The 26057-nt window shown below is 35.5% G+C and carries 26 protein-coding genes; 9 read left to right on the forward strand and 17 right to left on the reverse strand.

Annotation, left to right across the window (positions count from 1 at the left end):
- Positions 1-5: 5 nt before the first annotated feature.
- The gene (locus tag K350_RS0101950; RefSeq protein WP_051312764.1) at positions 6-1082 is read right to left on the reverse strand and encodes a putative type IX sorting system protein PorV2; all 1077 of its coding nucleotides are present in this window, start codon (positions 1080-1082) and stop codon (positions 6-8) included.
- A 305-nt stretch (positions 1083-1387) separates the two neighbouring features.
- On the opposite strand from K350_RS0101950, the gene K350_RS0101955 reads away from it, so the two are divergent.
- Together K350_RS0101955 and K350_RS0101960 are read left to right on the forward strand one after the other, a co-directional pair.
- Positions 1388-2002: a hypothetical protein gene (locus K350_RS0101955; protein ID WP_028978485.1), complete on the forward strand. Its 615-nt coding sequence runs from the start codon at positions 1388-1390 to the stop codon at positions 2000-2002.
- A 19-nt stretch (positions 2003-2021) separates the two neighbouring features.
- Complete coding sequence (locus tag K350_RS0101960) at positions 2022-2585, forward strand: hypothetical protein (protein WP_156026839.1); 564 nt, start codon at positions 2022-2024, stop codon at positions 2583-2585.
- Position 2586: 1 nt separating this feature from the next.
- Here the strand turns inward: K350_RS0101960 and K350_RS0101965 are convergent, their stop codons facing one another.
- Both K350_RS0101965 and K350_RS0101970 read right to left on the reverse strand, forming a co-directional pair.
- The gene (locus tag K350_RS0101965; protein ID WP_245598403.1) at positions 2587-4290 is read right to left on the reverse strand and encodes a M3 family oligoendopeptidase; all 1704 of its coding nucleotides are present in this window, start codon (positions 4288-4290) and stop codon (positions 2587-2589) included.
- A gap of 4 nt (positions 4291-4294) precedes the next feature.
- Positions 4295-5353 (reverse strand): ferredoxin--NADP reductase, encoded by a 1059-nt coding sequence (locus K350_RS0101970; protein ID WP_028978488.1) that lies wholly within the window; start codon positions 5351-5353, stop codon positions 4295-4297.
- 481 nt (positions 5354-5834) lie between these two features.
- Between K350_RS0101970 and K350_RS0101975 the strand changes: the two genes are divergently transcribed.
- Positions 5835-6437 carry an HAD family hydrolase gene (locus K350_RS0101975; protein WP_028978489.1) on the forward strand — a complete coding sequence of 201 codons (603 nt, stop codon included), beginning with the start codon at positions 5835-5837 and terminating at the stop codon, positions 6435-6437.
- 15 nt (positions 6438-6452) lie between these two features.
- Here the strand turns inward: K350_RS0101975 and K350_RS0101980 are convergent, their stop codons facing one another.
- Positions 6453-7391, reverse strand: coding sequence for a hydrogen peroxide-inducible genes activator (locus tag K350_RS0101980; protein ID WP_028978490.1), 939 nt, complete (start codon positions 7389-7391; stop codon positions 6453-6455).
- Positions 7392-7493: 102 nt separating this feature from the next.
- Between K350_RS0101980 and K350_RS0101985 the strand changes: the two genes are divergently transcribed.
- The 4 genes from K350_RS0101985 (at position 7494) to K350_RS0102000 (ending at position 10574) form a co-directional block, all read left to right on the forward strand.
- Positions 7494-8048, forward strand: coding sequence for a peroxiredoxin (locus K350_RS0101985; protein ID WP_028978491.1), 555 nt, complete (start codon positions 7494-7496; stop codon positions 8046-8048).
- Positions 8049-8064: 16 nt separating this feature from the next.
- Positions 8065-8646, forward strand: coding sequence for a carboxymuconolactone decarboxylase family protein (locus tag K350_RS0101990; RefSeq protein WP_028978492.1), 582 nt, complete (start codon positions 8065-8067; stop codon positions 8644-8646).
- 129 nt (positions 8647-8775) lie between these two features.
- Positions 8776-10077, forward strand: a complete 1302-nt coding sequence (locus K350_RS0101995) for an erythromycin esterase family protein (protein WP_051312766.1) — start codon at positions 8776-8778, stop codon at positions 10075-10077.
- 119 nt (positions 10078-10196) lie between these two features.
- Positions 10197-10574 (forward strand): hypothetical protein, encoded by a 378-nt coding sequence (locus K350_RS0102000; RefSeq protein WP_028978494.1) that lies wholly within the window; start codon positions 10197-10199, stop codon positions 10572-10574.
- A gap of 62 nt (positions 10575-10636) precedes the next feature.
- Here the strand turns inward: K350_RS0102000 and K350_RS0102005 are convergent, their stop codons facing one another.
- The 10 genes from K350_RS0102005 to K350_RS0102050 form a co-directional block, all read right to left on the reverse strand.
- Positions 10637-10978 (reverse strand): heavy-metal-associated domain-containing protein, encoded by a 342-nt coding sequence (locus K350_RS0102005; protein ID WP_051312767.1) that lies wholly within the window; start codon positions 10976-10978, stop codon positions 10637-10639.
- Positions 10979-11023: 45 nt separating this feature from the next.
- Positions 11024-11425 (reverse strand): response regulator, encoded by a 402-nt coding sequence (locus K350_RS0102010; RefSeq protein WP_028978496.1) that lies wholly within the window; start codon positions 11423-11425, stop codon positions 11024-11026.
- A 179-nt stretch (positions 11426-11604) separates the two neighbouring features.
- Positions 11605-11949, reverse strand: a complete 345-nt coding sequence (rplT, locus tag K350_RS0102015) for a 50S ribosomal protein L20 (RefSeq protein WP_028978497.1) — start codon at positions 11947-11949, stop codon at positions 11605-11607.
- A gap of 103 nt (positions 11950-12052) precedes the next feature.
- Positions 12053-12247 carry a 50S ribosomal protein L35 gene (gene rpmI / locus K350_RS0102020; RefSeq protein WP_028978498.1) on the reverse strand — a complete coding sequence of 65 codons (195 nt, stop codon included), beginning with the start codon at positions 12245-12247 and terminating at the stop codon, positions 12053-12055.
- 26 nt (positions 12248-12273) lie between these two features.
- Entirely contained in the window at positions 12274-12828 is a 555-nt protein-coding gene (infC, locus tag K350_RS26990) for a translation initiation factor IF-3 (RefSeq protein WP_051312768.1), read from the reverse strand.
- Between the two features lie 81 nt (positions 12829-12909).
- Positions 12910-14850: a threonine--tRNA ligase gene (gene thrS / locus K350_RS0102030; protein WP_028978499.1), complete on the reverse strand. Its 1941-nt coding sequence runs from the start codon at positions 14848-14850 to the stop codon at positions 12910-12912.
- Positions 14847-16112 carry a tetratricopeptide repeat protein gene (locus tag K350_RS0102035; protein WP_156026842.1) on the reverse strand — a complete coding sequence of 422 codons (1266 nt, stop codon included), beginning with the start codon at positions 16110-16112 and terminating at the stop codon, positions 14847-14849. The genes thrS and K350_RS0102035 overlap by 4 nt, the downstream gene beginning before the upstream one ends.
- A gap of 37 nt (positions 16113-16149) precedes the next feature.
- A complete protein-coding gene (locus tag K350_RS0102040; RefSeq protein ID WP_245598404.1) occupies positions 16150-18615 on the reverse strand; it encodes a DUF5686 and carboxypeptidase-like regulatory domain-containing protein in 2466 nt (821 codons plus the stop codon).
- A 95-nt stretch (positions 18616-18710) separates the two neighbouring features.
- Positions 18711-19352: a SanA/YdcF family protein gene (locus K350_RS26995; protein WP_245598405.1), complete on the reverse strand. Its 642-nt coding sequence runs from the start codon at positions 19350-19352 to the stop codon at positions 18711-18713.
- Between the two features lie 26 nt (positions 19353-19378).
- On the reverse strand, positions 19379-19993 hold the full coding sequence (locus K350_RS0102050) for a TrmH family RNA methyltransferase (protein WP_081670863.1): 615 nt from the start codon (positions 19991-19993) through the stop codon (positions 19379-19381).
- Between the two features lie 192 nt (positions 19994-20185).
- Here K350_RS0102050 and K350_RS0102055 point away from each other — a divergent pair, with 192 nt between their 5' ends.
- On the forward strand, positions 20186-20662 hold the full coding sequence (locus K350_RS0102055; protein WP_028978503.1) for a Dps family protein: 477 nt from the start codon (positions 20186-20188) through the stop codon (positions 20660-20662).
- 7 nt (positions 20663-20669) lie between these two features.
- On the opposite strand, the gene K350_RS0102060 is transcribed toward K350_RS0102055, so the two are convergent.
- Together K350_RS0102060 and K350_RS0102065 are read right to left on the reverse strand one after the other, a co-directional pair.
- Positions 20670-23273, reverse strand: a complete 2604-nt coding sequence (locus K350_RS0102060) for an AAA family ATPase (protein ID WP_211236702.1) — start codon at positions 23271-23273, stop codon at positions 20670-20672.
- Between the two features lie 315 nt (positions 23274-23588).
- Positions 23589-23960 carry a hypothetical protein gene (locus K350_RS0102065; RefSeq protein WP_156026845.1) on the reverse strand — a complete coding sequence of 124 codons (372 nt, stop codon included), beginning with the start codon at positions 23958-23960 and terminating at the stop codon, positions 23589-23591.
- A 99-nt stretch (positions 23961-24059) separates the two neighbouring features.
- Here K350_RS0102065 and lhgO point away from each other — a divergent pair, with 99 nt between their 5' ends.
- A complete protein-coding gene (gene lhgO, locus K350_RS0102070) occupies positions 24060-25256 on the forward strand; it encodes an L-2-hydroxyglutarate oxidase (protein WP_028978506.1) in 1197 nt (398 codons plus the stop codon).
- Here the strand turns inward: lhgO and pgeF are convergent, their stop codons facing one another.
- The gene (gene pgeF / locus K350_RS0102075) at positions 25257-26048 is read right to left on the reverse strand and encodes a peptidoglycan editing factor PgeF (protein WP_028978507.1); all 792 of its coding nucleotides are present in this window, start codon (positions 26046-26048) and stop codon (positions 25257-25259) included.
- Between the last annotated feature and the right edge of the window lie 9 nt (positions 26049-26057).

Consider the following 26057-nt stretch of genomic DNA (forward strand, 5'->3'; position numbering starts at 1 on the left):
AACTACTACTTAAGAGCAAGCTTTAAAGAAAAAATATTGGAATATAGATTAGCATTGGCTCCAACACCTGTGAGTGCATAATCTATAGATACCCTGTTTATTTTTATTCCGACTCCGAAATTAGCCTGAACATCCGTTTTGGATTTACCATCAAAATCTTTTATCTGCTGAGTGTTTCCGGCACCGGCACGAAGAAAGACTATTTTTTTATAATCCAACTCCAGACCTACGTGAGGATCAATTGATGCAAAATTGGATTTCACTAATACGTTTCTTTTTCTATCAAAAGTAAAATCAAAATCCACACCTGCCAATAGGCCAAACTTATCCTGCTTAAATCTTTTAGACCTTCCCACACCAAATATCAATCTTGGCAATGTTACTTCTATTGAATTCTGAGGGATCTCATTGCCTGTTTGAGCAAAAGTTTTCTCAAATAATGCTGTGTTAAAAGACCAGGCATTGTAAGTACCGGTTACATCTCTAGCCATAAGCCCAAACTGCCAGTTTTTTCTTACATACTGAGCACCTGCGTCCAGACCAAATCCCCATGCATTACCAAATGGACCTACTGTTCTGTGAATCACTTTCAATGTTGCACCCAGATTTAATCCTGGTAATAGATTATTAGTACGGGCAAACGAAACAAGAAAAGCATAATCTGCAGAAGAAAAATAACTTATATTATTATAATTTGGCGTATTGTTTCCTTGATTGTCATATAAATTTAATGTATTAGGGATTTCATCCGTCCCAAATCGGATGGCGTTGATTGCCAAGACAGAGTTACTGTCAAGTCTCACTGCTGCTCCCAGATAGTCATACTTAGCCATACCAGCAAAATATTCTGCGTGCATACCGGCAAGCTCATATTTAGACTGAATCTTTAATAAACCTGCAGGATTCCAGTAACCCGCAGTTACATCCCCAACTGTGGCAGCCTGAACATTGAACATGCCTAAAGCCCGAGAGCCTACACCAATATTCAAAAATTCGTTACTGTATTTGGGAGCTGTTAATTGTCCGAAAGCAAAATGAACAGAGCAAAAAATAATAATAAAAAGAACAGTACCTTTTTTCATGCCAAATTTTTATTCCTTACAACGTTTATTATCTTAATTTTAATGTATCAAGGATGTGAAATTACATCTGTTTTAATGCTTTTCATAACTTAATCCATATTAAAATGAAAAGGTAAGCACTAAATTTTACATTTCTCATATTTGAAAAATCCTAAAATAAATGTCAAAGGAATTCGTTTTAAGGCTTTTTTATAAAAAACTTAAAAAAAGAAAGTACGTCAACAGATCATAAATTTCATTCATTCGTTTCTGAATTTATAAGAAAAATATAATTTTGACTTTATTGATATTTCTTAACTTAATTTATGAGAATCGCTTCTATTTTATTTTCAGTTGTTTTTGCTTTTTACCTGATTGGTTGTAAAAATGAAAAACCGGAGACTGCACAGAAAGGCCAGGGCCAGGTTGAAAAGGACAGTATACTAATCAGTGCTGATGTTATTTCAGATAGCCTTAAGGCAAATTGGAATAAAATGATTATTTCCGATGACCAGAAATTTGAAAATATAAAACGCCTGCTTCAGGAAATATCATATACTTCCGGATATAATCACCTTCTTCATGATTCTCTTGTTAAAGCCTGTGATCAGGTTAAAAATACCCGTTACACTCAGGAAACGATGGATGCTCAAGCTATCGATAAATATGACGCACTGACAGATAAATATATAGCCCGCGTAATGGCGCTTGCAGGCAGCACTCCGGAATTACCTCAGCATCCACTTGCGGAAGAGTTGATAAGTGAAATAAATGAAGCAAACACAAACACTCTGATCAAATTAAGGGTTAACTACGGAAGATGGGTCATGATAAACAACAGTTTTGTCAAAGCTTATCAGAAAGAACTGACAGCAGCTGGCCCTCCATATAGCGAAATGAAAGAGAAAAATGAATTCATGGGATCTTCCAATGTTCAATAATCTACACACAAAATTAATTATGGCTATTATTGGGATAGCCATCTTTTATTCATGTTCTAAGAAAACAGCATCTACTACTTCTACTCAGCCAGATTTCAAGTCTAATCTTAGGTTGGTTGTAGATAGTATGAGTACATACTGGTCATCCATGGATGCATCTGAAAAGGACAAACTACAATCCATCGACAGATTGCTGGATGAACTTTCTTATATCAATGGCTCAAACCCTGTTAAAATAGATAGTCTGAAATCATCTGTTAAAATTGTAAAAGCAGCGATGCTTCGCCCGGAGAGCATGACAAGCCAGGCTATTGATGATTATGATATCATGACAGACAATTTGATCCGACGTACCTTAGCATTGATTGCTTCCACACCATCCACAGAAGAACATCCATTGATTGCCAAACTTGAAAACTCCATTGCCTCCGCTGACGGTAATCTGATAGTTTTCAGATACAAGTATGATAGATGGGCAATTCAATTCAATGAAATTGTCACAAATAATAAAGGACGCCTCACTAAAATGGGCGCCCCTTATTCGGAATATAAAATCCGTCCGTTATTTCAAATTCAGCCCTGATTCAAATCTTTAGTTTTGACAATTCAGACTGAACAAATCCTATTAGGTTCTTTATATTTTCTTTAGAAAAATCAAACTTTATTCCTGCTGCCTCATAAATGGCACCAATTGGTTTGGTATATCCAAGCTTTAAAGCTGCTTTATAAGCATTATAACCCTTTTCAGGATTCTCTTTATAATTCTTCCATACAGCAATGGCGCCAAGTTGCGCCATTCCATATTCAATATAATAAAATGGCACTTCAAAAATATGTAATTGCTTCTGCCACAAATACTCTAGACTTTCTTCAAGACCTGTCCAATCAGTGATGCTATTACTAAATTCAGTAACGATATTTTTCCAGATGCTTTTTCTTTGTTCTGCAGTATGTTGAGGATGCAGGTACATCCAATGTTGAAACTTATCAATTGTAGCTACCCAAGGTAACGTAGATATAATACTTTCCAAATGCTCTCTTTTGGCTCTGATAAGATCTTCCGGATTCGGGAAAAAAATATTCCAATACTCCATACTAATTAGTTCCATTGACATTGAAGCTAGCTCCGCTACTTCAGACGGGACTTGCTTAAACGCATTCAATTGTAGATCTTTTGTAAGAAATGAATGTAATGCATGTCCGCCTTCATGAACCATTGTAACAAGATCTCTTAATGAGGAAGTTGCATTCATAAATATAAATGGAACTCCAGTTTCATCAAGGGGATAGTTATATCCACCTGGAGCTTTACCTTTTCTTGAAACCAAGTCCAGATGTCCCATCTGCTTCATTACTGAAATGCATTCGCCCAAATACGGATCTATTTGGGTGAAGCACTTAATAGTCTTTTCTTCAAGCTCCTCCCCTGTTTCAAAAGGCTTTAAAGGCACAGTACCAAGATAATTTATATTGCTATCCCACGGCTTTAACTGATCGACGCCCAATGCATTTTTTCTTTCTGTTGCAAGCTTATTCAAAAGAGGAACGACTTCTGACTTTATGGCTTCATGAAATGCATAGCAATCTTCCACTGTATAATCAAAGCGCCCCATAGAGCGAAACATATAATCTCTGAAGTTGGGAAAATCAGCATTTAGTGCAACATCATTCCTAAGCTTAACTAACTTATCTAACAGAGCATCCAGCTTATCTTTATCCTTTAGTCTCCTTGCAGCTATCCCCCTAAATGCATTTTCTCTTACTTTCCTGTCTGATGATTGCAAATAATCTGAAGCTTGCTGAAGAGTTTGTTCTTTACCTTCTATCATAACAGTCATAGCACCGGAAATGGAGCCAAACTGTTGAGCCTCCTGATCTAGCTCTGTAAAAAGTGGAATGTTCTTCTCTCTGAAAATTTCAAAGTCCTTTTTAAGAGTTCTTCTTAGAATATCAAACCCTTGCTCCTGAAGCCCTTCAATGAAAGGACTTTCAATAGCCTTCTTGTTTAAAGAATTTGTATAAGGCGCTACATGTGGTTGTATTTCTGAAATAAAGAAGTTGAAACTATCAACAAACTCTTTATTTGCAGTGTCTCCAGTCATCCTGATATATCGCCATGCAAGGTCTTCTGAAAGTACGGATTCTAATTCGCTTCTGTCCAAAAACCATTGCTTCAACTCTTGTGCATTTTTAATTTCCCTCGATTCTAATTTTTCGAAAAATGGTTTTACAGAATCCCAGTTTTCTATTTTAAAATCCTCTTTTAAAAATCTTCTTTTGCTTTCCACGACGTTAATCTATTTCAATTACTACATTAGCAGTTACAGGGTGTCCAACACAAGTCAGCACATATCCCTTCTCTAGCTCTTTATCAGAAAGCGCATCGCTATCATCTAGATGTACTTTTCCACTAATACATTTACCCATACAAGCAGTGCACATACCACTCTGACAAGAATATGGCAAATCGATGTTCTGCTTTAATGCAACCTCAAGTATTGATTTATTAGGAGGAACTGTAATTTTATATTCGCTTCCCTGATAGATAATAGTAACGTCCTGAGGCGAATCAGGGCTGTCTGCTACAACCTTGCCACTACTTAATGCACTGGCATCAGCAGGAAGAAAACTCTCTTTTTTAATCTGGCTCTTTGAAACTTTTAAAAGTTCAAGGGCACTTATAGCTTCCTGCATCATTCCGTCAGGACCACAAACATAATAGTCCGCTTGTTCAATCTGAAGTTTATTAAAAGTTTCCAAAAGCTTGATCACTTCTGATCGGTTTAACCGACCGGCTGGCAATGATTTATCTTGAGGTTGACTAAGTCTATGTACTACTGTAAAACGTTCTTTAAATGCTGATTGTAATGCTTCAAGTTTCTGTTTAAAGATAATGGAGGCTTCATTCCTGTTGCCATAAATCAGATATACATTACTTTTAGGCTCTTTCTCAAGAGCAGACTTTGCAATGGAAATCAATGGGGTTATGCCACTTCCTGCTCCAATCAGAACGATATCAGTAGCTCTCGAAGGATCCGGAATAAAATTAAATGTTCCTGCAGGCTCCATCACTTCTAATGAATCGCCTTTTTTTAAATTATCAGGAAGGTAATTGGACACTAAACCATTTGCTATCCTTTTAATGGTAACAGCTAATTCTTCATCAGTATAAGGAGAAGAGCAGAGCGAATATGATCTTCGCAATTTGTCACCTTTTACAGGAACTATCAATGTTAGAAACTGACCTGACTTATATGATATTTGTTTTGATCCGTTTTCAAAGACAACTGTGATGGTGTCTGAAGTTTCTTTTATTATTTCCTTAACTTTTAGTTGATGATACTGGCTCATAAGTTCTTTAAGTCGAAAAGATTTCTACAAAGAAAACAAATTCATGGAATAAATTCATAATAAGAGAAAGTAGATTACTTGAGAAATTAAGTGAAACTGTTTCACAAGAATTTACTTTAACTTTTTCGAAAAACTATATTGTGTAAACTTGACTAAATTTAAATGCAAAGAAGTATGTTCCCGCCAGTCAGAATAGGAAAACTCTGTTGCTTTACAAAAAGTTAATTCTTTTCAAAGGCTTGTATACAAGGCTTGAGCATTTTCCTAAAGGCATAAAAATTTATTAATAAAAAGCTTCAAAATCATTATTATACCAATTTCCACATCCATAAAAATTATATTATCAAAAGTTTGAGTCATTTTATTCAACACAGGAGCTTCCAGAAAGACTATTGAAAAATATCATTAAGCTTTTATAATTACAGCTGTTTCCATAGAATTTTCTCATACTTACCTTATGTTTGCTTTATAAATAATGATCATGATTGAAATTCCTATTTCTCCTAATACTAAAGGCTTGATATTTGACATAGATGGGACTCTTGTTGATACTATGTCACTTCATTATAAAGCTAGTCAGATTGCTTGTAATGAATATGGTTTTGACTTTCCCTTGGATTTCTTTAAAGCTTATGCAGGGGTTCCTACACTTACAGTTTTTGAGCTTTTAATTAAACATCTGGGCCTTAATTTTAATGGTCGTGAAATAGGGCTAAAAAAAGAAAATCTTTATCTCGAACTTGTTCATGAAGTCAAACCACTTCAGCCTGTTTATGATATTGTTCTTAAATATGAAGGAAAACTTCCTATTGCATTGGGAACGGGAGCTACACGCGAAATTGCTGAGATGACTTTGAAAGCAGCAGGAATACTTGACAAATTTGAACATATCGTAACATGCGATGACGTTACGAACCCGAAGCCCGCACCTGATACTTTTTTACAATGTGCATCGCTTATTGGTATTCAGCCGAAATACTGTCAGGTATTTGAAGACGGGGATGCAGGTATCAAGGCTGCTATTGACGGCGGTATGATGGCCACAGACATTCGTCAATATGTGGATGTAAATATTCAGCTATAGTTGCTGAATATTTACTTATAACTCAATATTAATGATATGTGGATTGTCTTTTTTCATTTTCTGAGGGACTTTGGAAATAATCTCTTCAGATAACACTTCATTCAGTCTTTCTTTCACTATATTTCTATGGGTCACAAGTACGACTTCTCTTACAGGCTCTGGCTCATAAAAATACCGTACCATTCCTCTTTGTCCTGCATTTAAATCAGCTAATGCCAACTCCGGCAAAAGTGTTACCCCCTGATTCAATTCCACAAGTTTTTTCAATGTCTCAATACTACCGGCCTCATATATTACCTGATTATCTCCGTTACCCCTTCCTGTAGCTTTGCACATTTTCAATACCTGACTACGCATACAATGACCTTCCTGCAAAAGCCATAAGTCATTTACCTCCAAGTCCTCTTCCTTTAAAATCTTTTTTTTATATAAAGAATGTTTTTTTGAAACATAGGCAACAAAAGGTTCATAGAATAATTTCTTCTCATTTATCTGAGGATCACCCAATGGCCCTACTAAAATACCAGTATCAAGCAAATCATTTTTTAATCGGTATAAGATATCTTCTGTTTTCAACTCTTCCAGAATAACTCTGACAGAAGGATATTTTTTTATAAATGAAGGTAGAAACAAAGGGATGAGATAAGGAGCAAGTGTCGGGATTATTCCAATTTTTATTTCTCCTTCTAAAAGACCTTTTTTAGAATTGATGATCTCTTTTATTTTAGCCGATTCTTTAAGCACTCTTCGGGCCTGCTCAATTACATCCTTACCTGCATCTGTTGGAATTACAGGCTGCTTTCCCCTGTCAAACAGCAAAATTCCAAGCTCTTCTTCCAACTTTTGAATCTGCATGCTCAGAGTAGGTTGCGTTACAAAACACTTTTCAGCAGCAATACCAAAATGCCTAAAAGTATCCAGGGCAACTATATATTCCAATTGAACCAAAGTCATAGTTTTTATCTATTTATATATAAATATAATCAATTTGTTCTATCAAAGCAAGTAGTCCATATTTGCATCAGTTCAAATTCAAACAACAAAAACTTTAAACTTATGAAAAACTATATTTTGTCAGTAGGATCGGTATTTCCTGAATTCAGAAAAAAAACTGTGGTATCACTAGAAAAAGGTAAAGAATTTTCTGAAATCAGTTCTGAAGATTATAAAGCGAATAATCAATGGTTGGTTATGTTCTGGTGGCCAAAAGATTTCACCTTTGTTTGTCCTACAGAAATAGCTGAATTTAATAAAAGGGCCCAGGATTTTGCTGATCGTGATGCTATATTAATAGGAGCCTCAACAGATTCAGAATTTGTTCACCATGCCTGGAGAAACAATCATAACGATTTAAGAGATCTAAAATTCCCTATGCTTGCGGATACTAATAGATCGCTTGCGGAAGAACTGGGAATATTGGAAGCTGAAGAAAAAGTGGCATACAGAGCAACATATATAGTAGATCCGACCGGGATTGTAAGATGGGTAAGCCTTAATGACCTTAGTGTAGGAAGAAATGTAAATGAAGTATTAAGAGTGCTTGATGCATTGCAGACAGATGAACTTTGTCCTTGCAACTGGACTAAAGGAGAAGCTACTCTTGCGGTATAACTAAAACAATTTCAAAATGACAACTATAACTTCAGATACATTGACAACACTTCTAAGAGAAGTTGGCGTTGAATCCCTCAATAGTGGGATATTAACAAACATTGGAGAAAAATATCCGAAATATCTTAAAGATTTAAGGATAAATGTCAGTAATGGATTTAACTCACCAAACCTATCAAAAAAAGAGTCTTACCTGATCGCATATGGTGTAGCTATCAACGAAAAAAACCAGGCCCTTATCAAAGGTCTTGAATCAAGGAGTAAAGAAGAAGGTGCTTCTGAAGAAGAAATTGCAGAGATTGCATCATGCGTATCATTACTGAATGCCAACAATGTTTACTACCGTTTCAGACATTTTACTCAGAAAGATTTCTATACTCAGACCCCTGCAGGAATAAAAATGAGTATTATGACTTCTCCTGTTACAGGTAAAGAATTTTTCGAACTTGTCAGCCTCGTGATTAGTGCCCTGAATGGCTGTGAGATGTGTGTCAATGCTCACGAAGAATCATTATTAAAACTCAACTCCTCCCAATCCAGAATCCTCGATTCTATCAGGTTAGGAGCTGTATTAAAAAGTCTTGCGTCTGTTCTTTAATGTGTTTTGTGGAGACAGGTTCTGCATAGTACCTGTCTCTTTTTTCTATTGATTCATTTTTTTCAACCTAATATAAAATCCACAACAAAAAAGGTTAGGTCGAGTTGGGACTTTTGAACTCTATCCAATATGAAACCAACCACATCTTCAGAAAAAATTAAAACCAATTCCCCTATTACTATTCATAGTCCTCTGTCTTCACCGGCAGATCTGGACCCTCTGATAAATTTAATTGGAGACTCAAAATATGTTTTGCTTGGTGAGGCTTCACATGGAACACATGAGTATTATATCTGGAGGACTGTAATAAGCAAAAGACTTATTGAGGAAAAAGGCTTTTCTTTTATTGCTGTCGAAGGAGATTGGCCTGATTGTTACCAAGTGAACAGATTTGTTAAAAACTATCCGGATACTCCCACTAAGGTTACAGATTTATTAAAGAAATTTAACCGCTGGCCAACCTGGATGTGGTCTAATTGGGAAATTGCCGCCCTCGCAGAATGGTTAAAAAATCATAATCTACACTTAGAAGACCAACATAAAGCAGGATTCTATGGACTCGATGTATACAGCCTTTATGAATCTCTTGACAATATGCTCAAATACCTTTCAACAGAAGATCCTGAAGCAGCAGAATATGTAAAATCAGCCATTCATTGCTTTGAACCTTTTCATGGTGATGATCATAAACATCCTGGAAACATTTCAAAAATATGCAAAGAAAAAGTAAAGGCATTATTACTTCAAATAAAAAACAAATTACCCGGTTACGACAAAGATAGAGAGGCTCCCTTGAATACAGAGCAGAATGCCTATGTAGCCCTTAATGCTGAAAGATATTATAGTGAAATGCTTTCATTTGGATCCAGCTCCTGGAACATTCGAGATATACATATGGCCGATACCCTGGAACGTTTAATGAAATTTCATGGTGAAAATGCAAAGGCTATCATTTGGGAACACAATACTCATATAGGAGATGCCCGCGCAACTGATATGAAGGATGATGGATTATTAAACATTGGACAAATTTTGCGAGAAAAACACCAATCTGATGGGGTTGTGTTGGTGGGTTTGGGTTCATATAAAGGAACAGTTATTGCAGGATCTAAATGGGGAGCTCCGATGAAGGTTATGGAGGTGCCAGAAGCCAAAGCAGATAGTATTGAAGCAATCCTCCATAATGAATCTGCCAGTAACCGATTAATTATTTCGAAAAAACAAAAAGGTGTTTATAGAAAATCGATTCCACATAGAGCTATTGGGGTTGTATACAATCCTGAAAGAGAATTTTGGGGAAATTATGTTCCTTCAATAATGGCGGAACGATATGATGCTTTTTTGTTTTTTGATGAGACGAAAGCCCTGCACCCATTATACATAACACCCAACAAATCTGAGATGCCAGAGACCTACCCCTTCGGATTATAGAAACTTTAAAAAAATTGTAAGGGTTAAAAATATAGAAACTGTAAAGAATTAAGGTTTCTATGTACAATTAGATCTTCCGATAGTACTCTTCGTTGGATCATAAATTTAAACCAATACATATGAATAATTTTGTGATATTATGTAGATTTCGAAGCCCTGAGTCGGGAAATTTGTTTTTAGATTCTCTAAAAAAAATATTTCCCAAGCATCTGATCTACAACTTTGGAGGAATCGAATATTTTCTACTTGCTTCAAAAATGATTGCGGAAGTTCAGGATAAAGTCAATGACATATTTGATATTCTTGACATTCGTGATGATGATTATGTAGCAATATATTATAGCCGGGAAGAAGAACCTGATGACATCAAAAGACTTATGATGCTAGGGCATGCAGAATTAATTGATGAAGATTTGAAAAATGGAGGAACAGTTCTTGCCAGAACCTTAACTGAACTACTGGATTACGATTTTAGTAAAGAAAAAGCAGAACTTTGATTAAGAACAGACAGATAGAAAATTGATAGGGAGGTAATATTACAGATAACCTCCCTGTTAATTTATTCAATCTCTTTGCAACAACCGGGAAGTTTTTCATGAGCAGCTGCACTCATGGGAACAAGCTTGGTACCATGGCCAACATTTGCTATAGCTTTGTGTATTTCCAATTCGGAAATCATAGTTGAATCATAAGTAACAGATAATTGATGGCTTTCAAGATTAAAATCTGCACTTTCTACACCTGTGAGATGAGTTGTTGCGGCTTCAATCCTCTCCTCACACATTTCGCAATTTGCCCTTACATAAAATTCAGCAGTTTTTTGCTGATTTTCAGATTGACATCCCCAAACTAAAACTATTATAATAGCGGTTAAAAAATGCTTTTCAAAACCAGAATACATAAATATCTATTTATTGACTAACTATTAGAAAACGTTTTCACAAAGTTAATCAATATTTTTTGAAAGTAGATTCTTGAGTTTCGCTTCCGTAAGGGGTTTATTTATGTATTCAAAATCACCGAGATTTTTTACTTTATCAACGTCTTTCTGATTGGAGGAAGTGGTTAATATCGCAACTTTGACATTATCCTTATTATTGAAATCCATTTTATTGAAAATGGAAAGGAACTCTATGCCATCCATAACGGGCATATTGATGTCTAAAAGGATAAGTTCAGGGCAAGTCCTATCTGCAGAATTACAGTTATCCTTGATATAATCAATACCTTCTTCACCATTAAGAGCTACTTCTATCTTTGGGTTTTCCAAATGTTTTGAAATAAGCCTTTTGTTAATGAAATTCGTGATATTGTCATCATCTACTAAAAGAATTGAATTTAATCCCATTCATTAAAGCTTTTATTGACTTCTAAATTTTAACAAAGAAAAAGTCATGAATGTTTGCTCCTGCATCAAATGATCTATAAATCAAGCAAAAACAAAAAAACTGAGGATTAAAATTGAATAAAGAACAAAAAAAAAGTCCCTCATATTTGAAGGACTTTTATATTCATATTGAAGAATTCTTACTTAACTTTTTGAAGAATTGCTTTAAAAGCAGCAGGATCGTTCAATGCTAAATCTGCAAGAACTTTTCTATTGATTTTAGATCCTGAAGCATTCAGTTTACCCATGAATTTTGAGTAAGAAAGGCCCTGCTCTCTTGCAGCTGCATTTATTCTCATAATCCAAAGACTTCTGAAATGTCTCTTCTTCTGTTTTCTGCCGATATAAGCATAAACAAGACCTTTTTCAACTGCGTTTTTTGCTACAGTGTGAACATTTTTTCTTCTGCCGAAATAACCTTTCGCAGCTTTTAATACTTTTTTTCTTCTTTCGCGGGAAGCAACCGATGGTACCGACCTTGGCATAATTAATTTGTTTTTTGGATTTTGGTGACCCTTCCGGGTACTTTATACCGTATCCTGGTTTAACATTGATTTAACCTAATCACAAATCAGAACTGATTTGTAATTATAGCTGAAGCATTGCTTTTACGTTGTTCATATCAGCGTTGCTTACAAGAGTAGCATGAGTAAGCCCTCTTTTTCTCTTAGTAGATTTTTTGGTTAGGATATGGCTTTTAAAAGCGTGTTTTCTTTTAATTTTACCAGTTCCAGTAACCTTAAATCTCTTTTTTGCACCAGATTTAACTTTTACTTTCGGCATTTTTATGTTTACTTTTAAATTAAAGCTTATTTTTTCAACTTCGGTGTAAGCATGATAATCATCCTTTTCCCTTCGAGTTTTGGCATATCTTCAACTTTTCCAACTTCCTCAAGCGCATTGGCAAACTTCAAAAGCAAATGTTCTCCTCTTTCTTTGTAGACAATTGTTCTACCCACAAAATGTACATACGCCTTCACCTTTGAACCTTCTTTCAAAAAGTTTAGAGCATGTTTTAACTTAAATTCAAAATCATGATCATCCGTATTAGGACCAAATCTGATCTCTTTAACTACAACTTTATGAGTTTTAGCTTTAAGTTCTTTTTGCTTTTTCTTTTGCTCGTACTTAAACTTGGAGTAATCTGTGACTTTACAAACCGGAGGATCTGCATTCGGAGATATTTCTACCAGGTCTAACCCAACACCCTTAGCTATTTGAATCGCTTCCTGAATGGGATAAATCCCTTGTTCTATATTCTCACCAACAACACGAACCTTAACAGCACGAATTTTCTCATTTATGTTATAGGGCTCTTCTTTTTGTCTTGGACCCCTATCTCTCGGACCTCTTTGTAATGCCATTTATTTAATAAAACCTCCTTGTTATTCTTTTATACTAAAGTGCGAATTTCGTAAACTTTTGAATTATAATGAAATATTTCTTTAATTTTTATTAAGCTCCAAAGCCACCTCTTTCTTAAAAATATCAATAAACTCTGACAATGAGAAACTTCCAATATCTCCCTGGCCATGTTTTCTTACTGCTATTTTTCCTTCTTCCTGCTCTTTTTCACCCATAATCAGCATAAACGGAATCTTTTTAACTTCTGCATCTCTGATTTTCCTTCCTATTTTTTCATCTCTATGATCAATGAAACCTCTGATATCATTTTCTTCCAACTCGGAAAAAATCTGTGCGGCATAGTCTGCATATTTTTCTGAAATTGGTAATACTGCAATTTGATCAGGAGACAACCATAAAGGAAAATTTCCTGCACAATGTTCAATCAATACGGCTACAAATCTTTCCATAGAACCAAATGGAGCTCTATGGATCATCACTGGCCTGTGTTTCTGGTTATCAGAACCGATATACTCCAGCTTAAACCGTTCCGGTAACTGATAATCCACCTGAATTGTTCCAAGTTGCCACTGTCTTCCCAGTGCATCTTTTACCATAAAATCTAACTTCGGACCATAAAAGGCCGCTTCGCCTAATTCAGTTACAGTATTTAGTCCCTTTTCAGCTGCTGCCTCTTTTATAGCTGCTTCAGCCAAATCCCACTGAGCATCTTCTCCAATGTATTTAGATTTATTTTCAGGATCGCGAAGTGAAATCTGTGCGGTGTAATTTTTAAATCCTAGGGCATTAAATACATAGAGCACAAGGTCAATTACCTTTTTGAATTCATCTTTTACCTGATCTGGTCGGCAGAATATATGTGCATCGTCCTGAGTAAATCCCCTTACTCTTGTCAGACCGTGAAGTTCCCCACTTTGCTCATACCTGTATACAGTCCCAAATTCAGCAAGTCGAATTGGTAGCTCTTTATATGATCTAGGTTTAGTCCTGTATATTTCTATATGGTGAGGACAATTCATAGGCTTCAGTAAAAACTCCTCTCCTTCATGAGGCGTTTTTATTGGCTGAAATGAATCGGCCCCATATTTTTCATAATGACCAGAAGTCAGATATAATTCTTTACTTCCGATATGAGGAGTCACAACAGGAAGGTATCCTGAACGAATTTGAGCTTTTTTAAGAAAGTTCTCTAATCTATCTCTTAAAGTGGCACCTTTAGGTAACCAAAGTGGCAGCCCTTGTCCAACCTTTTCACTAAATGCAAAAAGCTCTAGTTCTTTTCCTAATTTTCTATGATCTCTTCTTTTAGCTTCTTCAAGGAATTCGAGATATTCAGTAAGTTCTTTCTGTTTAGGGAAAGTAATTGCGTATATTCTGGTTAGTTGCTTATTCTTTTCATCTCCTCTCCAGTATGCACCTGCAACATTTAATAACTTCACTGCTTTAATAAAACCAGTATTGGGAATGTGTGGTCCTCTGCAAAGGTCAACGAAATTACCCTGAGAATAGAAGGTAATAGATCCGTCAGAAAGACCTTCCAATAAGTCTAACTTATATTCATCTCCTTTTTTAGTGAAATACTCTATTGCATCTTTCTTGGAAATATCTTTACGAACATATTCGCTTTTGCTTTTTGAAAGCTCGAGCATTTTGTCTTCAATCTTTTTGAAATCTTCCTGAGAAAATTCTTTTCCTCCAAAATCCACATCATAATAAAATCCATTTTCAATAGATGGACCTATTCCGAATTTTGTTCCAGGATATAAAGCTTCCAGAGCTTCAGCCATTAAGTGAGCTGAAGAATGCCAGAATGTTGATTTCCCTTCCGTATCATTCCAGGTTAGCAATTGTAATGTCGCATCGTTCTTAATAGGACGACTGGCATCCCATACTTCACCATTTACTTTGGCAGCAAGAACATTTCTTGCAAGGCCTTCGCTAATGCTAAGGGCCACATCCATTGAAGTTGCCCCTTCCGGAAATTCTTTAACCGATCCGTCGGGTAATGTAATTTTGATCATTTTATACTATCTTTTCGCTCTGGAGCGATATTATTAATTGAATCAGTTTTTTTAATTGTCTGTGTAGTCTTCTTTACACGGGTTGTATCTTTGGGAACAACTGGTTTCGGTTTCTTAACCTTAGCCGTATCTTTTTTGGTTTCGACTTTTGGTATTTTAACTCCTGGCTTGAGAGTATCAGTCAATGGGCCTTTCGCACTAGGTTTAAGAGCAGAAGAATCCACTTTCGGCACAAAAACAACAGGTGGATACAACTTATACAATCTATTTAATGCTTCTTTGGCTTTAACATTTGTTGTATCTTCAGATTTTACATTTTCATAATAAGAAACTGCTTTTGCAGCTTGACCAGTTTTCTCCAAGATTTCCGCAATGTACAAATTTGAATTTAAGCTAAACTCTGGTTTATCCGATAGTGGTTCAAAATAAGTTTGTGCCTCAGTATAACTGCCTGAATTAAATGCATCAACACCCAAACGATAATATGCTGGGAAAAATGTCGAATCCATTTGTATAGCTTTTCTGAATGCTCTGAGTGAGCTCGTTTTTAACCCTTTTGAATCCAGAATTACCCCTTCAAAATAGGTAAAAAAAGGATTATTAGGATTGATGGATCTGCCCTCTAAGACATAGTACATAGCAGAATCTTCCTTATTTCTCGCAAAATATATTTTAGCCAGTTCCTGATAAGGTTTAGCATTTTCCGGTTCCTGAGTCAGGGCCATTCTATATGCTTTTACAGCAGCAGTTGTATCTCCTTTAGCTGAATCAAAAATCCCCTGAAGCAAAAATACCTCTGAGTGCATCGGAGCTAATTGTTTAGCTTTAGCAAGATATTGCTGAGCCTTTCCAAGGTCCTTTATTTCCCAATAAAGTCTGGATAATAATAAAAACAATTCGGGATCATCGTTTTTATAGCTTTCTGCACGATGGGCTGTATTCAAAGCCAGACTTGTCTTTCCCATCTTCTGATATATTCGAGCCAGTAATTCATAGTAAAGCTCTTCATTACTTTCTAAGTAAATAGCCTGATTTATATCTTTCAAGGCATCATTGTATTTATGAACATCAAAAAAAACCTTAGCTCTCTGAAAATAATATTCAGGATTCTCAGGATCATCTTCAATTAAGCCATTAAGATAGGTAAGTTGAGGTTCAAATGAACTGTTATATACAACAGGAGGAATTATATCCTGCTTTACATTCATTGAACAACCGGTAAATATTAAACCCGAAAGTATTAAAAATATAAAATTCCTCATATCTGTTTCCGCTCAAAATTAAAAAGGGATTTGGTATTTACAATACAAATTGAACAGATACTTTGACTCCGAATTTCCGCACATCAGGTTGGTTCAGGTAAGTGAGTCTGTGGACAAAGTCAACTCGGAATATCTTGAAAATGTTTTCTATTCCGTATCCAACTTCAACATAAGGAGTTGAAGTCATAAAGTTGAATTGCGGAGGAGTCTCTCCCTGAGGAGTTTCTTTTGCAATAATTTGCTTGTTTGTCTGACTTATTCCTCCGAAAAGGACATTAGCAGTGCCAACAAATCTCCATTTCAGCTTTTTCAACAAAGGCACTCTGTTGAAAAGCAGCCCTTCAAAGTATTGACGATATTTAATCCCTGCATAGGTATCGTTTATGAACTCAAAATAGTTCATTTGATTGTAGGCAAAATTGGTAAAAAATATTGTCTGGTTACCTAAAGGGATATTTAATAACGGGTAAGGTACTTTGGAAAATATTCTTCCCGCAAATATATCATAGTACCCTCTACCCAATATACCAAGTTGAATCATATCATCTACATGCAAGTTCACTCTGGTATAGTTGAACTCTCCGCCCAAAAAACCCTTTATTCCCTGAGTAACTCCAAGGGTTAATACAGGCCATTTCTTTGTACCAAGACTTATCCGCTCATTATCATTCTGAACAAACACTTCATCTTTTGTAATTCTTGTTTCCAGTGTCAATTCCGTAGTCTGAATGGTAGTCCTAAGTGTAGAATCACCATTTTTCAAATTACTGAAGTACGCAAATGGAAAGATAGGATTGAGATATCTGGTCCTCAATTGAATTTTAGGAGTAAAATCTTTTTTAATCTCACTTTGGAATGAAAAGGTATTTTGCTCACTCCAGTAAGGTCCCCTGAGAGTTCCCCACCTTGTAAAAGCAAGGAATAAAGCATTTGAAGTAACGTTTTCAGTCGCAACCCCAAGTTGTTCAATATCAGCCTTACGTTCTATAGTAGCAACTGTCCAGGGTTTTCGAGAGAATATATAACTGGCACCAGCAGAATATTTGAAGCCATTTAATCCATAACTATCTTTTGTACCATAAGCCAGGTATCCTTTAAAAACCCATTTTTTGCTAAAATCAATATTAGTTCTGAAGCCAAGTCTAAAACGGTTTCCTTCGATATTATTATTGGCATAGGCCATTAGGTACGGGCCAACATCTATTTTACCAATCTTTTTATATCCATTTATAAAAATATTTACAACTTCAACATATGTTTTCACCACTGGCACATTATTAACCGAATCAATCATGTTATAAACATTTTGCTCAGTAGCAGTTAGAGAATCATGTCTGTTTTGCTGCCAATATTCCTGGCCTTTTTGTTGGGCATCCTCCTCCACTTCGACTAAAGACTCATAAAATTTCAATGGCTTTGGCTTATTGACTTCCATTTTTTTATTGGAAGTATAAAACTTTGCGAGCATTCCCGGTGAAGTTTCGCCTACTTCATCGATATCTATTACAATACGGGACTTTATAGGCAACCATGGTCCGGCTTCTGTTGGAGCCAATTCCTGCTGAATCTTAATTTTATCAATATAATTAAGGTTTGCATCCCGATTCACCGTTACATCTATTTGTTTTAATGCAAAGGAAGTATCAGCAATCCACATAAAACCATTGAATGCCAGATCCTGAGCCCTTTTGGGTTTGAATTCAAGCTTGTAGCACCACTTTCCGTCCATGAAGGCGCTATCTACCAACCAGTAGTTATATGAACTGTTCCATCCATCGCTAATCGGTGAAATGAAATCTTTATTAAGAATGCTAAGGCGGTTTTTATAAAAGTTGTATTGTTGAAATGTAGATCCTATTAGTTGAGAGACTAGAGTTCCATCATCAACTCCTACCCCCTTTACATTAGTAGCAACAATATGCTCTGTGGTTTTATCAGGGTTTGTCCGATGATAAAAATTAGAAACCGATTCAGACATGAATACTGGCAATATCGGCTTACCTTCATCTCCTGCTATTATTTTCAAACTATCAAAAACCTGTACTAGCTTGGACATAATTTTACGCTTTCTGAATTTCTCAGTGATATTATCAATACTAAGTTCTATTTTAGAATAACTTTCATATTCATAAGCATCAAGCCTTCTATAATCGTTTTTATCTTTATTCTCAATAACTTTTCTAAGGATTCTAAATGCAGGATTTTCTCCGGCAACGACTGTTACCTCTTCCAGATTTTTCACTTCAGGTGTGATCTGAAAATCTATGACCTGATTTGACAAACTCTTATTTATAGATTTAGATTTCGGAAGGTACCCAATAAATAAAACAGTAATAGAATCTGCTGCCTGATTGACTTTCAATGAGTAGAAGCCTTCAAAATCAGTAAGCGTTGCCTGATTGGATTTACGTTCCACCACATTTGCAAATGGAATTCCTTCTCCAGTTTCAGAGTCAGTCACTTTACCCTTTATGGTGATTTCCTGTGCATTTGTATGCAGCACAAAGAAGATCTGCATTAAAAGAGAAAAAATAATGCTATTAAATAAAAACTTTCTTTTACTATTCACCCTCTAAATATATAAAATATGTTTTTTAATTAAATTTTAATCTGAATTTTTTGTCCCAGATACTTCGGTTCTTTTTTAAGAATATAAAGATCTATAACAGCTTTACATCTTGCAAGATACTCTCTCGTTTTTGTATAAAAAGAGTGCTTCATTTCAACTTTTTCAGCTACGAAACCTACTGAGTTCATCCCATAATAATTGCTTATAAATAAAGCTCTAAAAATATGAAATTCCTGAGTGATGATGATCACTGAAGTTTGGTCAAAAACTTTTTTGGACCTTACAACGGAATCAAAAGTTCTGAACCCTGCATAATCAAGTTGAATAACTGAATCAGGTATACCAGCTTTAACCAGTGCCTTTTTCATATCCTGGGGTTCATTATAATATGCCAGAGAATTATCTCCGCTTAGAATAAAAAACTTTACCTTACCCTCTTGATACAACTTCCTGGCTGCTTCTATACGATTATGAAAAAAAAGGTTGGGCTTTCCAGTTCTGAAATATTTGCTGGTACCCAAGACTAATGCGATATTTTTAGCAGGAACCTGGTTTACTTCATAATAAACCTGATGTTCTGTGGAATTTACAACCCAAAGATTACATAAAAAAATAATCAGGACTGACACTAAAAATGATATTGCCCCTATTTTAAAAATCTTTTTTGCCACCTTTCAACCTCTAATTTGACTGATATTTATTTGCATCTTTTATAAAACTCTTTTTCCAACAAATCAGGCTTCCTGACAACTCCTTTAATCCATTTTAAGTAAATTGTCTCCTTTTCTTCCTGAGAAAGCTGCCAAACTTCCGGTGACAATTCCCGCATCCTTAATGTCAACTGATGTATACAAATTGCGGCACAAACAGAAATGTTCAGACTTTCAGTAAATCCAACCATAGGTATTTTAACAAAGCCGTCTGCATGTTCTTTAGCAATTTCGCTAATACCATTTTGTTCACTCCCAAAAACCAAAGCAGTTTTGGTATCCATTTGGAAGTCTTCCAAAGCAATATCATTGGTATGCGGTGTAGTTGCAATTATTTTATAGCCTTTTTCTTTAAGCTTCCTATAGCATCCTAATGTATTATCAACACCCTTAGTATTATGTTTAATGATATCAACCCACTGAGCAGAACCTAATGTTACGTCTTCACTGACTTTATATTTATTTTTGTTTTCAATTACATGAATATCCTGAATGCCAAAACAGTCACATGTCCGCACAACAGCACTTGCATTATGTGGTTGAAAAATATCTTCGACAACAACTGTTAAAAACCTTGTCCTTGTTTCTAATACTTCCTCCATTTTTTCCCTTTTATTATCGGTAACAAACTGAAGGAGATAATTTATTAAATCCTGTTTCAAAAATCTTGTTTTATTATAATCTCAGATGCTTATCTAACTAATTAACACTGGTTTAATCCTAAAAACTAACCTTTATTCACATGGAAGTGTTCTAATACAAAGGTATCTATTTAATTTTAAATAAATAGGGATATGATGGAATTGAATAAAATTGGAATTGAGGTAGATGTTGCGACAGAAATCGCTGATAAATTAAATGACCTTTCTGCAAACTACCATATATTTTATCAGAATGTAAGAGGGTTCCATTGGAATATAAAGGGTAAAAATTTCTTTGCTCTACATCCAAAATTTGAAGAACTATATACTCAATCTTTCGAGGATATTGATAAAATAGCAGAAAGAATCCGAGCTTTAGGATTTATTCCAAAGCACACCTATTCTGATTTTATCAGAACTAGTGATATTAAGGAAATGAAAGACGTTACTGATGAAATTACTTGCGTAAAAGACACTCTTCAGAATCTAAGCATACTGATATTCAAGGAAAAAGAAATCATGAAACTCACTTCTGAAGGTCATGATGATGGCACAAACAATATGGTTAACGACTTTATTGAAGACCACGAAAAGCAAGTATGGATGCTATCTGCATTCCTTAATCAGTAAAACTTGCTTAGCTTCCTAACCGGAAACCTATTCGTCCTGCTGACTGATAGGTTTCCGGAATAAAACATTTCACGTCATCCATTGTCAGAATTTGGAGAACTTCGGCAGTTCTTTGGTTACCAGAAAGAGATGCCATCCTGAGATGCTGATTTCTGATAGCTTCTTTGATTATTTTTCTTACCGATCTTGCATTTCCAAAAAACTTGTCTCGCTTTAAAAAGATTGAATTCAAATATTCCTTAAGCCTTGCAGAAGCATCTTCATCCGGAGTCAGATTTTCTTCTGCCAGCATATTTAATGCTATTGAGAATAGTTCTGAAGGCTCATAGTCATTAAACTCTAATACTTTATCAAACCTTGATTTTAAGCCCGGGTTAGCTTCCATAAATATTCTCATATTATCTACATAGCCGGCAACAACTACAATAAACTGTCCCCTTTTATCCTCCATCTGTTTAAGTAGAGTTTCAATAGCTTCTTTTCCAAAGTCACTGTTTCCGCCTTCAGAGAGAGCATAAGCCTCATCAATAAATAAAACTCCTCCATGTGCTTTTTCAATCTGCTCCATGGTTTTGATTGCAGTCTGTCCGATATAACCCGCTACAAGTCCCTGCCTGTCCGTTTCAACCAAGTGCCCTCGTTCAAGTATTCCAAGAGCTTTATATATTTTTGCAATGATCCTTGCTACCGATGTTTTCCCTGTTCCAGGATTTCCTGTAAATACTGTATGAAGAGAAAATTTATTTAATACATCCCTGCCTGTTTCTATGTAGAACCTTACCAGCTTTACCATTTCCAGAAGGTCATTTTTTACTTCTTCAAGGCCAGTCAGCTTATTCAATTCACTCAATGCCTCCTGAAGAAGTAATTCATCTACAGGAATATCGGGAGAACCTAAGGTCGAGTTTTTAAACAATTGCTTTACATCTTCCAGTTCTATAGTTTGTAATTGTTCTGGAGTCAACTTTTCCGGGTTCTGAGATTTCATAACTCTTAACCCCATATTCATTTTAGCTTCTTCTACAAGTCCGGTAACCATGCGGGCATTACCAAAAGCTTTGTTTCTGTTTCTGTATGCCTCAGTTAATTTTTCTGAAAGGAATCTCTTTCCATCTTCTGAAAATTTAACATACCTTTTTTCAGCTGATAGTTCTGCTATTTGAATTAACTCCTGAGGAAGATAATCAGGAAATTCAAACAGGAGATTAAAGCGTGATTTCAGACCTGGATTGGATACCAGGAAATGGTTCATTTCTTTAGGATAACCGGCAACAATAATTGCCAAATCACCAGGACCATCAGACATCTCTTTTAGCAAGACTTCAATTACCTCCCTTCCAAAATCCTGCCCTGTATCACCTTCTCTGACGAGAGAATAAGCCTCATCGATAAATAAGACACCACCTCTTGCCTTTTCTATAACTTCTTTTGTTTGAGGAGCAGTTTGCCCTATGTATTTGCCGCAAAGTTCAGCTCGTCCGGCTTCTGTAACTTTACCTTTGGAAAGGAGACCGAGCTTGAAATAAATCTGTCCAAGTAATTTGGCTATAGTAGTTTTCCCTGTACCCGGATTACCAAGAAATACAGAATGAAGACTTATTTTTTGATTTTCCTCAAAACCCTGATCTTTTCTAAGCTGTAAAAATTTGAGGTAAGAAGTATAATCGGTGATCTTCGACTTGATACCTGAAAGGCCTATCATTTCGTGCAGGCTTTTCATGAGTTCTTCAAGCGAAGGTCCCTTTTCTTCCTGAAGGATTAAAGGAAGCGGGATGTTACTAAAATTCAAATCAACTAAAGGAATCCCCTCAACAAATTCATCTTTAACTTCAAAAGGAATAACAGCGATAAGCTGATCCATGAAAATTACCTCAAGCGTGTATTTATCATGATACCAGGTCCCCTTGCTGTCTGCTCCCCAACCAGTTGTGAAGGTTATAAAACTATCTTCTGGGTTTATATATTTCAGTTCAGAAGTATTTCCTTTTAACTGGCCGGCATCATTGTAAAAATTAAAAAATAACTCACAATACCAGGGAAGAGCTTGCTTGTTAATAATATTAAACTCTACCCATATAAATCTACATTCATTTGCATCAAACTCAATATAAGATTTTCTCTGCTCTGGGATTATTCCTTCATTGGGCCCCTCGTACAAGCGGACAATATCAACTTCAAAATATGGATTGAGATTCTGATCTACAACTCCTCCATTTTCTACATAAAAGCTTTTTATCCCAACAAATTCATCTTCGATATATGCTTCCCATTCATAATCTCCTCTTAACCAAAAAGTTCCTTCCTCCTTATTACCCCAACCTTCCCTAATAATTACAATATTCTGATCTGAGGTTATTTCTACTTTTCTCTCAATACAACAAAGCTCTCTCCTGCCTGTCTCATTTAGGGCATAGGCTTTTAAAAGGATCTTGGCTTCCCAGTCAGCTTCATCAAATAATTTATTGTAAAAAGATAACTCACAATACAAATAGGTAATTTCTTTAGTATCATACACCCTTCTGTACTTTTTTGTATTGCCATCCATGGTTTCAGTGGATGAAAAGATCTTAAGATCCTTAAACTTGTATTTTTTCTCCAGATTACTAATCACTGCTAAAAATATATAAATCTAATTTTCAATCAACACCCTTTAATATAATAGATTAAATTCATTCGAAAAAAATTAAACGGATTAGTTCTTTATATGTTCCTTTCAAATGAACCAAATATTACTTTTTTATCCATTTTCAAGTAAAAATCGAATTTATCAAAAAAATATGGCAAGGTTATTGCAAAATGATTTAATGCAAATAATTCTCATAGTGTATATAAAAAGAGAGACCGCTTTCGCAAATGGCGGTCTCTCTTGCTTTTATATATGATTGAACTTTCGCTTAAACTTCTTTCTTATTACTAATGAGTTATATTAAATATCAGAACTATCTGAAGTCTTTTTAAAATTTTCTCTTGGACGCCTTTGTGACTTTCTCACTTGCTCCTGTGTGTTTTTCACTGGCTCTCTGTCCCTTATTCTATTTTCATATATGGCCTTTTCTCTAAGAGGCTTTTCTCTTTCTATTACAGGTTCAGACCATTTTATATCGTCGTCCTCACCCCTTCTGTACAAGTTTGTTTCAGAAATAGTAACTCTCTTATCTCTTTTGCTTCTCCTCTGATTAAAATTTATTATATAAGCCGGAATAAGCATAATTACTAATATTATTAAAGACGGCAACACGATCATCATAAGGCATTCCTCCATAATTTGTCCTACTTTATAACATCTTCGCGAAAGCATTAGTTTTTCCAGTCAATTCGCTTTTGGATTATTATCTTATTATTTTTGTTTTTCAGGGTAAAATCAAAAAGTTAAGTACCTGAAGTACATTTATATAAAATGAGTTACGATATTATAATTATTGGTGGCGGCATAGTAGGACTCGCTACTGCACTGAAAGTAAAACAGTTAAACCCAAATCTGAAAGTAGCTTTGCTTGAAAAAGAAAATGAGCTGGCTAAGCATCAGACTGGAAATAATAGTGGAGTTATTCATTCGGGAATTTACTATAAACCAGGAAGCTTAAAGGCAACAAATTGTATCAGAGGGTATAATATGCTTTTGGATTTTTGCAGAACCAATGAAGTTCCATTTGAATTGTGTGGAAAAATTATTGTGGCTACCAGTGAAATTGAGCTTCCTGCTATGGATAATGTATATAAAAGAGGGCTTGAGAATGGTCTGCAGGGCTTAAAACTGATAGGTCGTGAAGAAATTAAAGAATATGAACCGCATTGCACAGGAATTAAAGGAATAGTAGTACCTCAGACTGGGATCATTGACTATACTGCAGTCTGTCTTAAATATGCGGAACTTTTTAAAAAAGCGGGAGGCCATATCTTTCTCAATCAAAGAGTAGACGATATTCTTACAAAAGCATCTGGGGTTGAAGTGATAACATCAGATAAAACCTTCTCCGGAAAATTAATCATTAATTGTGCAGGTCTTTTCTGTGATCGCATAGCAGCCTTGAGCATAAAACCTGTAGATGTTAGAATTATTCCTTTCAGAGGGGAATATTATGAAATTAAAAAGGACAAACAACATCTTGTTAAGAACCTTATTTATCCTGTTCCAGATCCTAATTTCCCTTTCCTTGGCGTACATTTCACAAGAATGATCAATGGTGGTATTGAGGCTGGCCCTAATGCAGTGTTTGCATTTAAAAGAGAAGGTTATAAAAGAACAGATTTCAATTTCACTGACTTTTATGAATCCATTACCTGGCCTGGCTTTCAGAAAGTGGCTAAAAAATATTGGAAAACAGGATTAGGAGAATATCAAAGGTCATTTTCCAAATCAGCATTTACTAAAGCATTGCAAAGGTTATTACCAGAAATACAGGAAAGCGATCTTATCCCTGGAGGTGCAGGTGTGAGAGCACAAGCTTGTGAAAGAAATGGCGGGCTTATCGATGACTTTATGATTCTGGAAAACAGTAATACAATCAATGTATTAAATGCCCCTTCTCCTGCTGCCACATCATCACTATCCATAGGATTAACTGTAGCTGAAATGGCAATTAAAAGATTATAATCAACGGGGATTGATAACAATCCCTGCCCCAAATCTTCCCGCTTTATTTTGAGACTTTCTTGCTGAAAAGAACTCATCAGCATTTTGATATGTGCAAATGCCTGCTATTTCTATATTATCAGGGTTAAGTTGCCTTGACTTCAACTGAAATTTATTTGCTTCCCATAAATTAAAAAAAGTCTTTCCCTCTCTTTTATTTACCATAGACGAAATATTACCAAAGGCATTTTCTGCGGCATCAATTACCTCGTGCCCAACTTCATAAATCTCGGGAGAAATACTGGGGCCAATTCCCGCTATAAGATCAGAAGCTTTCGTTCCGAATTCCTTTTCCATAGCTTCAATTGTCTTATCCAGAATTTTAGAAACTGTTCCTCTCCATCCTGCATGAACTGCGCCAACAGCCATATTTTTCTTATCATAGAGTAATATAGGTACACAATCTGCAGACATAACAGCAATACAAACACCTTTAAGATTTGTAACCAATGCATCCGTATTGACAAGAGCGTCAGCATCATCCAAACTCCTAAGCACAGCAACTCTGTCCGAATGCGTTTGTTCCGGGAAAACAATATGATTCTCAGCAACATTCATAGCCGCCGATAGTAACTTTCTATTTTGTATTACGTTTAATTCAGAGTCGTTTACCTTAAAACTAAGGTTCAAACCACCCAATTCGCCGGTACTGCAACCGCCTTTTCGTCCTGATACAAAATGATTTATTTCATTGCACTTGCTCAGGTTTGAAAATTGCCAAAATTGTAGCTTATCAAATTGTATGGAAATCATATATAATTT

Source organism: Sporocytophaga myxococcoides DSM 11118, assembly GCF_000426725.1.
Lineage (GTDB): Bacteria > Bacteroidota > Bacteroidia > Cytophagales > Cytophagaceae > Sporocytophaga > Sporocytophaga myxococcoides.

Excerpts from the sequence above, each read along its gene's own strand:
- K350_RS0101950 (WP_051312764.1), bottom strand. The coding sequence starts at position 1,082 with ATGAAAAAAGGTACTGTTCTTTTTATTATTATTTTTTGCTCTGTTCAT.
- K350_RS0101990 (WP_028978492.1), top strand. The coding sequence starts at position 8,065 with ATGACAACTATAACTTCAGATACATTGACAACACTTCTAAGAGAAGTT.
- K350_RS0102000 (WP_028978494.1), top strand. The coding sequence starts at position 10,197 with ATGAATAATTTTGTGATATTATGTAGATTTCGAAGCCCTGAGTCGGGA.
- K350_RS0101980 (WP_028978490.1), bottom strand. The coding sequence starts at position 7,391 with ATGACTTTGGTTCAATTGGAATATATAGTTGCCCTGGATACTTTTAGG.
- rpmI (WP_028978498.1), bottom strand. The coding sequence starts at position 12,247 with ATGCCGAAAGTAAAAGTTAAATCTGGTGCAAAAAAGAGATTTAAGGTT.
- K350_RS0102055 (WP_028978503.1), top strand. The coding sequence starts at position 20,186 with ATGATGGAATTGAATAAAATTGGAATTGAGGTAGATGTTGCGACAGAA.
- pgeF (WP_028978507.1), bottom strand. The coding sequence starts at position 26,048 with ATGATTTCCATACAATTTGATAAGCTACAATTTTGGCAATTTTCAAAC.
- K350_RS0101970 (WP_028978488.1), bottom strand. The coding sequence starts at position 5,353 with ATGAGCCAGTATCATCAACTAAAAGTTAAGGAAATAATAAAAGAAACT.
- rplT (WP_028978497.1), bottom strand. The coding sequence starts at position 11,949 with ATGCCAAGGTCGGTACCATCGGTTGCTTCCCGCGAAAGAAGAAAAAAA.
- K350_RS0101975 (WP_028978489.1), top strand. The coding sequence starts at position 5,835 with ATGATTGAAATTCCTATTTCTCCTAATACTAAAGGCTTGATATTTGAC.
- K350_RS0102065 (WP_156026845.1), bottom strand. The coding sequence starts at position 23,960 with ATGCTTTCGCGAAGATGTTATAAAGTAGGACAAATTATGGAGGAATGC.
- K350_RS0101955 (WP_028978485.1), top strand. The coding sequence starts at position 1,388 with ATGAGAATCGCTTCTATTTTATTTTCAGTTGTTTTTGCTTTTTACCTG.
- K350_RS0101995 (WP_051312766.1), top strand. The coding sequence starts at position 8,776 with ATGAAACCAACCACATCTTCAGAAAAAATTAAAACCAATTCCCCTATT.
- thrS (WP_028978499.1), bottom strand. The coding sequence starts at position 14,850 with ATGATCAAAATTACATTACCCGACGGATCGGTTAAAGAATTTCCGGAA.
- lhgO (WP_028978506.1), top strand. The coding sequence starts at position 24,060 with ATGAGTTACGATATTATAATTATTGGTGGCGGCATAGTAGGACTCGCT.
- K350_RS0102035 (WP_156026842.1), bottom strand. The coding sequence starts at position 16,112 with ATGAGGAATTTTATATTTTTAATACTTTCGGGTTTAATATTTACCGGT.
- K350_RS0102010 (WP_028978496.1), bottom strand. The coding sequence starts at position 11,425 with ATGGGATTAAATTCAATTCTTTTAGTAGATGATGACAATATCACGAAT.
- K350_RS0101960 (WP_156026839.1), top strand. The coding sequence starts at position 2,022 with ATGGCTATTATTGGGATAGCCATCTTTTATTCATGTTCTAAGAAAACA.
- infC (WP_051312768.1), bottom strand. The coding sequence starts at position 12,828 with ATGGCATTACAAAGAGGTCCGAGAGATAGGGGTCCAAGACAAAAAGAA.
- K350_RS0102005 (WP_051312767.1), bottom strand. The coding sequence starts at position 10,978 with ATGTATTCTGGTTTTGAAAAGCATTTTTTAACCGCTATTATAATAGTT.
- K350_RS0102050 (WP_081670863.1), bottom strand. The coding sequence starts at position 19,993 with ATGGAGGAAGTATTAGAAACAAGGACAAGGTTTTTAACAGTTGTTGTC.
- K350_RS0101985 (WP_028978491.1), top strand. The coding sequence starts at position 7,494 with ATGAAAAACTATATTTTGTCAGTAGGATCGGTATTTCCTGAATTCAGA.